The organism is Acidovorax sp. 62 (assembly GCF_002754495.1).
In the GTDB taxonomy this organism is placed as follows: Bacteria; Pseudomonadota; Gammaproteobacteria; order Burkholderiales; family Burkholderiaceae_C; genus Acidovorax.
Genome location: NZ_PEFJ01000001.1, coordinates 4,748,691 through 4,761,601, shown reverse-complemented (window position 1 = coordinate 4,761,601; position 12,911 = coordinate 4,748,691). Strand labels below are relative to the sequence as shown.

Annotated in this window: 13 protein-coding genes; 1 reads left to right on the top strand and 12 read right to left on the bottom strand. The window is 63.8% G+C overall.

What is annotated here, in order from left to right; translation table 11 throughout:
• Window positions 1-2 precede the first annotated feature (2 nt).
• The 6 genes from CLU86_RS21420 to CLU86_RS21395 all read right to left on the bottom strand — a co-directional run bounded on the left by CLU86_RS21420 (window position 3) and on the right by CLU86_RS21395 (window position 6,254).
• On the bottom strand, window positions 3-806 hold the full coding sequence (locus tag CLU86_RS21420) for an ABC transporter permease (RefSeq protein WP_099743757.1): 804 nt from the start codon (window positions 804-806) through the stop codon (window positions 3-5).
• 179 nt (window positions 807-985) lie between these two features.
• Window positions 986-1,963, bottom strand: coding sequence for an aliphatic sulfonate ABC transporter substrate-binding protein (locus CLU86_RS21415; RefSeq protein ID WP_099743756.1), 978 nt, complete (start codon window positions 1,961-1,963; stop codon window positions 986-988).
• 69 nt (window positions 1,964-2,032) lie between these two features.
• Complete coding sequence (locus CLU86_RS21410; RefSeq protein ID WP_233195158.1) at window positions 2,033-2,833, bottom strand: DUF3025 domain-containing protein; 801 nt, start codon at window positions 2,831-2,833, stop codon at window positions 2,033-2,035.
• On the bottom strand, window positions 2,818-3,858 hold the full coding sequence (gene pyrC / locus CLU86_RS21405; protein ID WP_099743035.1) for a dihydroorotase: 1,041 nt from the start codon (window positions 3,856-3,858) through the stop codon (window positions 2,818-2,820). The genes CLU86_RS21410 and pyrC overlap by 16 nt, the downstream gene beginning before the upstream one ends.
• Window positions 3,859-4,016: 158 nt before the next feature.
• Window positions 4,017-5,009: a tripartite tricarboxylate transporter substrate binding protein gene (locus CLU86_RS21400; RefSeq protein ID WP_099743034.1), complete on the bottom strand. Its 993-nt coding sequence runs from the start codon at window positions 5,007-5,009 to the stop codon at window positions 4,017-4,019.
• A gap of 57 nt (window positions 5,010-5,066) precedes the next feature.
• Window positions 5,067-6,254 carry a M20 family metallopeptidase gene (locus CLU86_RS21395; protein WP_099743033.1) on the bottom strand — a complete coding sequence of 396 codons (1,188 nt, stop codon included), beginning with the start codon at window positions 6,252-6,254 and terminating at the stop codon, window positions 5,067-5,069.
• Between the two features lie 109 nt (window positions 6,255-6,363).
• Between CLU86_RS21395 and CLU86_RS21390 the strand changes: the two genes are divergently transcribed.
• Entirely contained in the window at window positions 6,364-7,284 is a 921-nt protein-coding gene (locus CLU86_RS21390; RefSeq protein ID WP_099743032.1) for a MurR/RpiR family transcriptional regulator, read from the top strand.
• A 135-nt stretch (window positions 7,285-7,419) separates the two neighbouring features.
• Here the strand turns inward: CLU86_RS21390 and CLU86_RS21385 are convergent, their stop codons facing one another.
• From CLU86_RS21385 to CLU86_RS21360, 6 genes are all read right to left on the bottom strand, one after another.
• Complete coding sequence (locus CLU86_RS21385) at window positions 7,420-8,445, bottom strand: hypothetical protein (protein ID WP_143226762.1); 1,026 nt, start codon at window positions 8,443-8,445, stop codon at window positions 7,420-7,422.
• A 130-nt stretch (window positions 8,446-8,575) separates the two neighbouring features.
• Complete coding sequence (locus CLU86_RS21380) at window positions 8,576-9,313, bottom strand: amino acid ABC transporter ATP-binding protein (RefSeq protein ID WP_099657867.1); 738 nt, start codon at window positions 9,311-9,313, stop codon at window positions 8,576-8,578.
• Window positions 9,314-9,336: 23 nt separating this feature from the next.
• Window positions 9,337-10,002 carry an amino acid ABC transporter permease gene (locus tag CLU86_RS21375; RefSeq protein WP_099657866.1) on the bottom strand — a complete coding sequence of 222 codons (666 nt, stop codon included), beginning with the start codon at window positions 10,000-10,002 and terminating at the stop codon, window positions 9,337-9,339.
• A 1-nt stretch (window position 10,003) separates the two neighbouring features.
• On the bottom strand, window positions 10,004-10,762 hold the full coding sequence (locus tag CLU86_RS21370) for an amino acid ABC transporter permease (RefSeq protein ID WP_099657865.1): 759 nt from the start codon (window positions 10,760-10,762) through the stop codon (window positions 10,004-10,006).
• A gap of 109 nt (window positions 10,763-10,871) precedes the next feature.
• Window positions 10,872-11,771 carry an amino acid ABC transporter substrate-binding protein gene (locus CLU86_RS21365; RefSeq protein ID WP_099743030.1) on the bottom strand — a complete coding sequence of 300 codons (900 nt, stop codon included), beginning with the start codon at window positions 11,769-11,771 and terminating at the stop codon, window positions 10,872-10,874.
• Window positions 11,772-11,882: 111 nt separating this feature from the next.
• Entirely contained in the window at window positions 11,883-12,776 is an 894-nt protein-coding gene (locus CLU86_RS21360) for an amino acid ABC transporter substrate-binding protein (RefSeq protein WP_099657863.1), read from the bottom strand.
• Window positions 12,777-12,911 lie beyond the last annotated feature (135 nt).

Genomic DNA, 12,911 nt, shown 5'->3' with positions numbered 1-12,911 from the left:
GCTCAGCCCCGCCCCCCGGTGTTGTCGTAGGTGTCACGCCAGGCCAGCAGTCGCCGCTCCAGCCACTGCATGGCCGTGTCGGTGATTTTGCCCAGCACCGCCAGCAGCACGATCGCGGCCAGCACAATGTCGGCACGTCCGGTTTCGCGCCCATCGGTCAGCAAATAGCCCAGGCCTTTGGTCGCCGCGATCAGTTCGGCCGCCACCATGAACATCCACGCCAAGCTCAGGCCGTTGCGCAAGCCCGTGAACACGGAGGGCAAGGCCGCAGGCAGCAACACCCGCTGCACCAGGGCCAGACGGGGCAGGCGGTACATGCGCGCCACCTCGACCAGTTTGCGGTCCACATCGCGAAAGCCTGAGGCCACCCCCAGGTACACGGGAAAAAAGGCGCCGATGGCGATCAGCACGATCTTGGGCGCCTCATCGATGCCCAGCCACAGCAGCAACAGGGGCACCCAGGCCAGGGATGGTATGGCGCGCAGCGCCTGGAAACTGGGGTCCAACACCGCTTGGCTGCGGCGCGACAGGCCCACCAGCGCCCCCAATCCCACACCCAAGGCAGCCCCGGCCGCATAGCCAGCCAGCACGCGACCAGTGCTGGCCAGCAGGTGTGCGGCCAAACCCTGCACACCAAAAGACCACAGGGTCTGGGCCACCTCGCTGGGGGCTGGCAGCACATGGGCACGCACCCAGCCCCACTGCACCGCCGACTCCCACGCCACCAAGGTGAGCAAAGGCAGCCACCAACCCATCAAAAGGCTTGCCCACCGTGACACCAAGCCAGCACGCGCTGGGCCCGCCATCGCCGACACAGGCAAGCCACTGGCGTCGTCCCAGCGCGGCGAAGCCGCCCAGGCTCGATGTGCCGAGGGGGCAGAAAGGAGGGATGCGTCAATGGGTTGGGGGTTTGCGGCCACGGCAGGTATCCAAGTGAAGGACCACAGCCCCAGGCGCAGCACCCAGGGCAGGGCCATATCAAAGGTCAGACGGCAGGGCGAACGACAGAATGCGCAAAGCGGGTGTCCACGAGGTCGGTCACGACCTTGGACAGCGGTGTGCCGGGTTTGACCAGGCCTTCAGACAGGAGGATGGGCGCAGCCGCTTGCAGCGCAGCCACATGCTCTTGCGATGGCAGGGGGTGGCTCAGATCGGTGCGCAGCTTGAGCTGCAGCAGGGCGACCTGCAGGCTGACCTTGGCCTCTTCGGCAAGGATTTTGGCGGCCTCGGTGGTGTTGGCCTGTATCCATTGGCGGGCACGCTCGTACTGCGCAATCACGCGGCGCGTGGCGGCGGGCTGCTGCGCCAGGAACTCTTCGCGCACATTCAAGAAGCCATAGGTGTTGAAGGCCACGTTGCGGTAGATGAGGCGCGAGCCGGAGTCCAGTTCGCTGGCGGCCATGATCGGGTCCAAACCCGCCCAGGCGTCCACGCGGCCTTGCTCCAGTGCCGTGCGGCCATCGGCGTGCTGCAGCGCCACGATCTCCACATCCGAGCGCTTGAGCCCCGCTGTGGGCAGTGCGCGCAGCAGGAAAAGGAAGGGATCAGTGCCTTTGGTGGCCGCCACCTTTTTGCCCTTGAGGTCTTTGATCGACTGGATCGGGCTGTCGCGCGTGACGACGAGCGCCGTCCATTCTGGCCTCGAGAAGATGTAGGGCGCCTTGATGGGATTGCCATTGGCCCTGGACAGCAAGGCCGCCAGTCCGGCCGACGATCCGATGTCAATGCTGCTGGCATTGAGGTGTTCCAGCGCCCGGTTGCTGCCTGCGCTGAACACCCATTTGATGTTCACGCCGTCCTTGCGAAAATCCTCTTCCAACCAGCCAAAGCGCCGTAACACCAGGCTGGATGGCGAGTAGTAGGCATAGTCCAGCCGCAACTCCTTGAGCGGCTCGGCCGCTTGGCCCAAAGCGGGCACAGCAAGGGCGGCAGCGCCCGCAGACAGCAAGGTACGACGTTTCATGGCGATGTGAAAGCAGGTGATGGAGCCCGCCATGGTGCATGGCCACCCTGCCCCCTTCAACGAAGGGTTTCAGCTTTGCTTATGCAAAAAAGGCGCGGGCCTGAACACCTGAGCGTCGTCGTAAAACGATGCGCTTTGGTTGGCCGGCCACCAGCCGGGCACGCCCAGCACCGGCAGCGGTGCAAAGGGCTTGGTCGCCCAGGGTTCGGGCTGCAGAGCCTGGGCCAGCCAGGCGTCCAGATTTGCTATGGATTCAATAGCTATTGGCGCTTTGTAGACGTGCGCCACCATGGGTTTTCTGGGTGTCACCAGCTTTTCCATCAGCGCATGGCCCAGCAGCAGCAAGCGGGCTTGCCCCCACAGCGGGCGCAGGTCAACAAACAGGCGCTGCCAGTCGCGTGCATGCAGTGCGGCCCACAGGGGTTCGGGCGCCTGCAGCAGGGCGCCGTTTTCGTCGAACACCGTGAGCGCATCGCGCAAGGGCCCGCGCACCGCGCCCACGCCCTGGGCGGCAATGGCCTGGGCCTGCAGCTGGTTCATGCGGCGCTTGGCCTGCGGCCAGTGCAGCCACACCAGGCCGTTGAAGAAGTCGTGCAGGTTGTCGCGCGTGGGCACGCAGCGGGTGTCAAAGATGTGCTGCTCGTAGGCGGTGCCTTCGGGCAAATCTGACTGGGGCACAAAGCGCAGGGGGGCGCCCGATGCAGCAGACAAGGCGGCATGCACGGGCAGGCCCGGCTCTGCTTCATCGGCTGGCGCCGCAGCCATGTCTGCCGTGGCGGCCACTATGCGCGCCGCCAGCGGCTCACCCACCGCGCGCCAGGGCTGCAGCCAGGGGGCCGCCCAGTCAATACGGTCTACACCAGGCGCCACGGCAACGCTTCACCGGCGCGCAGGGGCTTGAGGTTGGCTTCGCCAAAGACGAAGCTCTCGGGCGGCGTCCACGATTCGCGGCGCAGGGTGATGGTGCCGGTGTTGCGCGGCAGGTTGTAGAAGTCGGGGCCGTGGAAGCTGGCAAAGCCTTCGAGCTGGTCCAGCGCACCGGCGTTGTCGAACGCCTCGGCATACATCTCCATGGCCGCATGGGCCGTGTAGCAGCCTGCGCAACCACTGGCGTGCTCTTTGAGGTGTGCGGGGTGGGGGGCGCTGTCGGTGCCCAGAAAGAACTTGCTGCTGCCGCTGGTGGCGGCTTGCACCAGGGCCAAGCGGTGCGTTTCGCGCTTGAGCACGGGCAGGCAGTAGTAGTGGGGACGCACGCCGCCCACAAAGATGGCGTTGCGGTTGTACAGCAGGTGGTGCGCGGTGATGGTGGCGGCCGTGAAGCCATCGACCTGCATCACGTAGTCGGCGGCGTCCTTGGTGGTGATGTGCTCGAAGACGATCTTCAATTCCGGGAAGTCACGGCGCAGCGGGATGAGCTGCTGCTCGATGAACACGGCCTCGCGGTCGAACAGGTCGATGTCGCTGCTGGTCACTTCGCCGTGCACCAGCAGCAGCATGCCTGCCTTCTGCATGGCTTCGAGCGTCTTGTAGGTCTTGCGCAGGTCGGTCACGCCTGCGTCGCTGTTGGTGGTGGCGCCAGCGGGGTAGAGCTTGCAGGCGACCACACCAGCCGCATTAGCGCGGGCGATCTCTTCGGGCGGCAGGTTGTCGGTGAGGTACAGCGTCATCAGCGGCTCAAAGCTCACGCCTGCGGGCACGGCGGCCAGGATGCGCTGTTTGTAGGCCAGGGCCTGCTCGGCCGTGGTGACCGGTGGACGCAGGTTGGGCATGATGATCGCGCGGCCAAACTGGGCGGCGGTGTGGGGCACGACGGTGTGCAGGGGCTCGCCGTCGCGCACATGCAGGTGCCAGTCGTCGGGGCGGGTGATGGTGAGGGTTTGGAGTGCTGCAGTCATGGGGCGATATTGTCCCACCAACCCTCGCGGCACCGGGCGCCAGGCACGCCCGACACGGGGGCACAGCGCCCGGCGGCAGCCTGCATATCGCTACAAAATCAATAGCTGCCAGCGCTTATTCATCAAGCGCCAGGCCGCTAAATGACTTCAAACCTCGATCACTCGGCCGTGATGCCTGCGCGCTTGACCACGGCGCCAAACTTCACCAGGCGATCGGCCATCATCTTTTCAAAGGCGGCCGGGGCCATTTCTTCGGGCGGGATCACGCCCCGGTCCTTGAGGTTGGCAATCATGGCGGGCGATGTGGCCACTTGGCGCACGGCCTTGTACAGGGTCTGCACCACGGCCTCGGGCGTCCCGGCGGGGGCGGCCAGGCCGGTCCAGGAGGTGAGGTTCAGCTCGGGGTAGCCCACTTCGGCCAGGGTGGGCACATCGGGCAGCTGGGGCAGGCGCTGGTCGGCCGCCACGGCCAGGGCGCGCACTTTGCCTGCCTGGATGTGGGGCAGCATGATGACCAGGTTGTCGAGGATGAACTGCACCTCGTTGGCCAGCACGCCGGTGATGAGCGGTGTGCCGCCCCGGTAAGGGATGTGCGTGGTGAACACGCCCGTGGAGACTTTGAGCATTTCCACATTGAGCTGGCCCATGCTGCCCACGCCGCCGCTGCCGTAGTTGAGCTTTCCGGGGTTCTTCTTGGCGTAGTCGATGAATTCCTTGAAGGTCTTGAACGGCAAGCTGCTGTGCACCACCAGGGCGTTGGGCTGACGGCCCAGGATGGCGATGTTTTCGAAGTCTTTGACCGCGTCGTAGCCCACCTTGGGCTGCGTGAGCGGGTTGGCCAGGTGGCTGCTTTGGGACGAGACCACGAGCGTGTAGCCATCGGGCTTGGCGCGCGCCACATACAAGGCACCGACCGAGCCACCGGCCCCTGCGCGGTTTTCGACAATGACGGGCACGCCCAAAGCGCGCGACAGTGGCTCGGAATACTGGCGCGCCATGATGTCCACCGACCCGCCGGGCGGGAACGGTACCACCAGCGTGATGGGGCGCGCAGGGAATTTGTCTTGTGCCAGGGCGGGCAGCGCGGCAAGGCCTGCAAGGCCCAGGCCAGTGGAGAGAAGGCTGCGGCGGGAAGGTGTGTTCATGGCCATCGGTAAGCTCAAAAAATCAGGAGAAGGTTTCAACAAGGCAAGGCAAGGCAAGGCAGATCAAGGATGGCCCAGCACGGCCAGCGCCACGGCCTGTGCGCGTGGCACAAAGGTGGTCAGTTCGCAGTATTCGCGCTCGGTGTGCGGGTGGCCGCCCACGGGGCCCGTGGCGCACAGCGTGGGCACGCCCACCGAGGCGGTGAGGCCGCTATCGGCCGCGCCGCCCGTGAATTCGCCCTGCACCTCAAAGCCCAGCGACCGTGCGCCCTGCTGGTACAGCGCCAGCAGGTACTCGGGCGTGGTCTTCATCGGCATGGTGCGGCGGGCCACGGTGATGCGGCCCTGGGTGCGGGGCACGGATTCTTCTTCGACGATGGCGCGCACGCGCTCCAGCAAGGCATCGGGGTCGGTGTCGGCGGTAAAGCGCAGGTCCACCTCGGCCTTGGCGTGGGGCGCCACCATGTTGGGCACGATGCCGCCTTGCACCACGCCCACGTTGGCGGTGATGCCGGTGGCGGGGTCGGTCAGCGCGTGCAGCGCCAGCGTCTTGCGGGCCAGCGCGTCGATGGCGCTGGCGCCTGCGGCGTGGTTGATGCCTGCGTGGGCGGCCACGCCTTGCACCTCAAACTCCACCACCATCGAGCCCTTGCGGCTGGTGACCAGGTTACCGCTGACGCGGCCGGGCTCGGCATTGAGCACCGCCCGTGCCCCGCGCGCGCGGGCAGTGATGAGGTCGCGCGTGGCGGGCGAGCCAATCTCTTCATCGCACGAAAAGAACAGGTGCAGCGGTGCCTGCAGGCCGCCGCAGCGCGCAAATGCCTCGGCCACAAACACGTTGAGCACCAGGCCCGACTTCATGTCGGCCACGCCGGGGCCGTAGGCCCGGCCCGCTTCTTCGCGGTAGGGGCGCTTGGCCACCGTGCCTGCGGGGTACACCGTGTCCATGTGCCCCATGAGGATGATGGGTGCCCCGGCCCCTGCAGCGTTGACCTGCGCATGCAGCAACACGCCATAGCCAGGCACGGGCTCGAACTGCACAGGCACGCCCGCAGCCAGCAAACGTTCGGCCAGGGCATGGGCCACGGCCGTCACGCCCGCTTCGTCGCGGCTGCCGCTGTCGATGTTGACCACTTTTTGCAGCAGGTCCTGCATGGCTTGCTGCTGGCTGGCCAGCCAGTCCAGCACCTGGGTGCGCACGGCGGGCTCAATGGTCAGGGCGGTGGAGAGGGCTGCGGCAGTGTCTTGCATGGTTTCCTTGCGTCGATGGGGTAGCGCCCCGTCAGCGGGGTCAAAATCTGCAGATAAGTGTTGCATGCGCTGCCGGTGTTTGCAATACTTTTTTCATTAACACCATTCAATGAAATCTACATTGCAAACGCCCATCGCCTTGCTGACCGAACGCCTGGCCCGCCAAAGCGCCACACTCACCAGCAGCGAGCGCGCCTTGGCCGAAGGCCTGGAGCGTGACTACCCCCATGCGCTGCTGGAATCGGCCACCGCCCTGGCAACGCGCCACGGCACCAGTGCCTCGACCGTGGTACGGCTGTTTGCCAAACTGGGCTACGCCAGCTATGCCGAAGCCCAGCGCGAGGCCCGTGCCGAAGTCACGGCGCTGCTGCAGACGGCGGGGCAGCGCGCGCCCGTCACCATCGGCACCGAGCGCAGCCTGCAGCAGTGCGTGGACGACGCCCTGCTGCACGACCAGCACAACCTGAACGCCACCCGCGACGGGCTGGACATGGCGGCCTTTGAGGCCATCACCACCCGCCTGGCCGAGGGCACCGGCCGGGTGTATGTGCTGGCGCAGATCAACAGCGCCCCCGTGGCCGCCTGGCTGGCCCTGCACCTGAACATGTGCCGCCCCGGCGTGCAAGAGCTGGGCGCCGGGGCCATAGACACCACCGATCAATTGCTGTGGGTGCAGCCCGAGGATGTGCTGCTGGCCTTCAGCATCCGCCGCTACGCCAGTGGCCCGGTGAAGGTGGCGCAGCGGTTTCGGGATGCTGGCGCGCAGGTCTTCAGCATCACCGACAGCAGTGCCGCGCCCTTGGCGGCCCTGGCCCACCAACGCGTGCTGGTGCGCACGTCCAATGCTTCACCGTTCGACTCGTACACCGCCGCCTTCTTCCTGTGCAACGCCCTGGTGTCGGCCGTGGCCCAGTTGCGGCATGCAGCGGTGCCCGAAACCCTCCAGCGCCGCGATGACCTTTGGAAGGATATGGAGGCACAGCTCATCGTGGACAGCCACGCCCCTGCGGGACGGCGGGGCAAGCGCTAGCCGCTCGAGCGGGTGCAGAAGAAGCGCCGCGCAAGCAACACGCCCCAAAGCGCTTTTGTCTTCTGAAGAGCGGCTGCGCAGCCACTGCACTGCACCGCCCTTTATGAACGCCCGCTGCGTCGGCAGCACTTTGCATCAGGGCTCTTCACTGGGCCGACCAGCTGCGCGCAGGCTACGGCAAAAAGTGTGGCACCCACCTACCCCCTCACTCTTGTGCGCAGCGGAGTCCAAGGGGGGCGATACCAGCACCACCGCCAGTTGTGGCGTGAGCTGCAACAGATAGGCATCCGCACTGCTGGTGCCGGCATGCATGCTCACGGCAGGCTGGGCCTTGGTGCGGCGCCATGAAGCGCGCATGAGCACTTCGCCATACCGGGCCTGTCGACCGAAGAAAGACACCTTGGTGGAGGGCTGCGCTGGCGCATGGGCATTGGGCGTGCGCCAAGCCCCCCGCTCAAAGTTGAAGGGGTCCAGGGGCAAGTGGTCTGCATCCAATCGCGTGCGGGCCACCTGCACCGTGGGCCAATCTAGGCCGGCACTGATATCCCAGTCACACAATGGGTAGGGAGGGCTCCCACCTTCCGCCTCATCCTTGCACTCCAGCTGCTTGGGCGTGGGCTGCGCGGGCACCACATCGAATGCACACATGCGCACCCCTTGCCGCGAGACAGACCGGACAGGCCGGGTGATGCGGTACTGGGAAGGCAGATCAAACGCCACACCGCAAGCCCGCACAGACACGGCCCCCTCCGCAGCACCGCTGGGGCGTGCCTCTGTAGAAGACAGCGTGCGCGATGGCGGGGCCCAAGGGGTAACGGTCTCAGCGTCCAAATCCACCAGAAAATGCCCCAGCCGCCGGGGTTCTCCCGAGGATTTCGACGGCTCCAGGTATTGCAGCGCAAACACCCAGCCATCGGCGGTTTCGTGCGGCGACTGGCAACCATAGCGCCCCGTGGCAAGCCCCTCGCCCGCCAGTTGCGCGGTCTGGGCCACGGCTTTGAGCAATGCACAGGCCTGCGCCTGAGGAGACTGTGGATTGGCCGATGCCAGCAAAGGCAGGCAGCACAGCAGGGTAGCGCCCATAAGCCTTGCCGCTGGAGCCAAGCTGGTGTTGCGGGGCAGGCACTTCGCGCGCAGCAGAAATCGGAGGATGGCAGTCATGGGCGGTTGGCGTGGAAAGGAGGGTGTCCGATTAAAGGGTACAAAGCGCCCCACCGCGGCACGTTCACCAGCGCAACGGCCAACAAAAAGGCACCCGAAGGTGCCTTTTTTCGCAAACCGTGAGAACAGTTCAGTGCTGCAGGATCTTGTTGAGGAAATCCTTGGTGCGCGGCTGGCGTGCATCGGGGTTGTTGAAGAAGTCGTCCTTGGAGCAGTCCTCCAGGATCTTGCCACCCACGTCCATGAAGATCACGCGGTTGCTCACCTTGCGGGCAAAGCCCATTTCGTGGGTCACGCACATCATGGTCATGCCTTCGTTGGCTAGGCCCACCATCACATCCAGCACTTCGCCGACCATTTCGGGGTCAAGCGCCGAAGTGGGTTCGTCGAACAGCATCACGATGGGGTCCATGCTCAGCGCACGGGCAATGGCCACACGCTGCTGCTGGCCACCCGAGAGCTGGCCGGGGAACTTGTCCTTGTGGGCGATCAGGCCCACGCGCTCCAGCATCTTCAGGCCGCGCTTCTTGGCGTCGTCCGCGCTGCGGCCCAGCACCTTGATCTGCGCGATCGTCAGGTTGTCCGTCACCGACAGGTGAGGGAACAGCTCGAAGTGCTGGAACACCATGCCCACGCGGCTGCGCAGCTTGGGCAAGTTGGTGCTGGGGTCGTGCAGCTTCACACCATCCACCGAGATTTCACCCTTTTGAAAGGGCTCCAGCGCATTGATGGTCTTGATCAGCGTGGACTTGCCGGAGCCTGAAGGGCCGCACACCACCACCACTTCGCCTTTTTGAATGGTGGCCGAGCACTCGTTGAGCACCTGCACGGGCCCATACCACTTGGATACGTTCTTGAGTTCGATCATTGTTTATTCCTCAATCTCTCGGATCACCGGATGATGGCGATCTTCTGGTGCAAGCGCTTGACCATCCAGGACAAGGCATAGCACATCACAAAATACAGCGCCGCTGCGGCCAGGTAGGCCTCAATCGGGCGACCAAAGTTCTTGCCAGCGACTTCAAAGCCCTTGAGCATGTCATACGCACCGATGGCGTACACCAGCGACGTATCCTGGAACAAGATGATGGTCTGCGTGAGCAGCACCGGCAGCATGTTGCGAAACGCCTGGGGCAGCACCACGAGCTTCATGTTCTGGCCGTAGGTCATGCCCAGGGCCTGACCTGCGTACACCTGGCCACGGGGAATGGACTGGATGCCCGCGCGCATGATCTCACTGAAGTACGCCGCCTCGAAAGCGATGAACGTCACCACCGCCGACACTTCCGCCCCGATGGGGCGGCCAATGATGGCGGGCATGAGCAGGAAGAACCACAGAATCACCATCACCAGCGGAATGGAGCGCATGCCGTTGACATAGATGGTGGCCGGCACATCCAGCCACTTGCGGCCCGACAGGCGCATGAGCGCCAGCAGCGTGCCAAACACCACGCCGCCAATCGTGGCAACCACCGTGAGCATCAGGCTGAAATACAGCCCCTTGAGCACGAAGTTGGAGATCAGGTCCCAGTTGTAAAACGAAAAGTCGAGATTCATATCAATGGCCTCCGCCCGAGGCACCGGCAATCACCACGCCAGGAATTCGCACACGCTTTTCGATGAACGCCATGATGCGGTTGATGGCAAAGGCCGAGATGATGTAAAGCCCCGTCACCCCGAGGTACACCTCAATGCCGCGCGAGGTCTCTTCCTGCGCCTGCATGGCGAACATCGTGAGTTCGGCCACCGACACGGCAAACGCCACCGACGAGTTCTTGAAGATGTTCATCGTCTCGCTGGTCAGCGGCGGGATGATGATGCGAAACGCCATGGGCAGCAGCACATAGCGATAGGTCTGGAACGTGGTGAAACCCACAGCCAAACCAGCATAACGCTGGCCGCGTGGCAAGGTCTGAATGCCCGAGCGCACTTGCTCGGCAATCCGGGCCGAAGTGAAAAAGCCCAGCGCAAACACCACCAGCACAAAGCCCGGCACACTCTTCATGGCCGGAATCAGGGTGGGCAGCACGTGGTACCACAAGAAAATCTGCACCAGCAAAGGTATGTTGCGAAACAGCTCCACCCACGCATTGCCTAGGCGCACCACCATCGGACTGTTGGGCAACGTGCGCAAGGTGCCAATCACCGCGCCAATCACCAAGGCCAGCAACAACGCGAGCAGCGAAACAGAAACCGTCCAGCCCCAGGCTGACAGCATCCAGTCCAGGTACGTGATGTCGCCGCCTTTGCCAAAGCAGCCCTGCACCACCTCCCGCTCCATGGTGTCCTGGCAGAACACCTGCCAATCCCAACTCATAGGATCACCCCTTTAATGTCTTGATATTGCATTGGGCACAACCTTGTGCCGGCCCAACAAAAAAGCCCCTTCAAACCCGCTGTTCGAAGGGGCGGCAGTCGTTCAAGAATTATTTCTTGGCGTAGTCTTCTGCAGGCTTGTCGTTGGGGTTGGCCCAAGCAGCCTTGGTGGCTTCAGACATGGGCAGGCCAATCTTGGTGTTGGTCGGTGGCACGGGTTGCATGAACCACTTGTCGTACAGCTTGGCCAGCGAACCGTCCTTGATCTGGCGCTTGATGGAGTCGTCCACGGCCTTCTTGAAGCCAGCGTCGTCTTTGGGCAGCATGCAGGCGATGGGTTCCACGCTCAACACTTCGCCCACGATCTTGTAGTCGGCAGGGTTCTTGGACTTGGAGATGTTGGCAGCCAGGATGGAGCCGTCCATCACAAAGGCGTCGGCACGGCCGGTTTCCAGCATCAGGAAGCTGTCGGCGTGGTCCTTGCCGAACACTTCCTTGAAGTCGATACCGCCAGCGCGCTCATGCTTGCGCAGAGTTTGCACCGAAGTGGTGCCTGTGGTGGTCGCCACGCTCTTGCCGTTCAGGTCCTTGATGGAGGTGATGTTGGAGTTAGCCTTCACCACCATGCGCACTTCTTCCACGTAGGTGGTCACAGCGAACGCCACATCCTTTTGGCGCGTAGCGTTGTTGGTGGTGGAGCCGCACTCCAGGTCCACCGTACCGTTGGTGACCAAAGGCACGCGGTTTTGCGATGTCACGGGCTGGTATTTGATGTCCAGCTTGGCCAAACCCAGTTGCTTTTGGATATCGTGCAGAACGATTTCACCCATTTCGGTATGGAAGCCCACGTACTTGCCATTGCCCAATGTGTAGGACAGGCCAGAGGACTCACGCACCCCCAGAGTCACGCTGCCGGAGGCCTTGATCTTGGCCAGGGTGTCGGTGGCTTGGGCAAACGCACTGCCTGCGGCCAGAGCGGTCACGGCAATTGCCAGCAAATGTTTTTTCATGAGTATCTCCTTAGGGGGTTATCGAAAAGGGAGGGGTTGAGCGCGCTGCCCGGCCTGTCTTGCAAGCCAAGCAAATGCTTCCAGATGAAACTACGCCACCAGCGATCTTATTCAGAACGGAACCTGGTCGGTAGGGTACTTCCAAAAGTCCCTCAACAGGTAGCTGACCGGGATGTTCAGCGGCTTGTTGTGGGGCGGAATGGGTTGGGCAAACCACTTGTCGTAGATGGGATAAATCTCGCGGCTGGTGACTAGGCGGCGCATTTCATCGTCCACCAGTTTTTTGAAGTCCGGGTCGTTCTTGGGCAGCATGATGGCCAGCGGCTCGGTGGTCACAAACCGCCCCACCACCTTCAGTGCCTTGGGGTCGGGGCGCGAGGCCGCCAGGCCGTACAGCAGCACATCGTCCATCAAAAAGGCATCGGCCTCGCCCTTTTCCACCATCTCCACGCCCCGGGCATGGTCAGGGGCTTCCACGATCTGAATGCCCATCAGACGCTCACGGTTGGCCTGCACCACGGCTTTGAGCGGCGTAGTGCCCTTGGTGGACGCCAGGGTTTTGCCCTGCAAGTCTTCCAGGCGGTCGATGGGGCTGGCGGCCTTGACCAACAGGCGCGCACCGGTGATGAAATGCGGCACCGTGAAGGCCACCTTCTGGCGCCGCTCGGCATTGTTGGTGGTGGAGCCGCACTCCAGGTCGGCCTTGCCCTGCTCGATCATTTCCATGCGGTTGGAGGGCGACACCATCACGAACTCTACGTCCATGTTTTTGGCGCCCGCCTTCTTGCGCACCACCTCGGCCAGACGCAGGCACAAATCCATCGCATAGCCTATGGGCTTGCCCGAGGCGGCATCGACATACGAGAACGGCACGGCCGACTCGCGGTGGGCAATCACCAGCTTGCCGCCCGCGCTGATCCGCTCCAGCACGGTGGCGGCCGAGGCGGCAGATGTGCAACACAGGGCCGCAAGGCACCATGCCAACCCCCAATGCTGATGTTTCATGCGGCCTCTCGGTGAATAAACTGAAAACAGGTGTTTGCAATCTTCGTGCCATCACGCAGCCACTGCGGCGTATGGCGGAGCCCCGAAGCGCACGGCGCGAACTTTACGTGTCGCCCCTGTGAAATTCCAATGCCG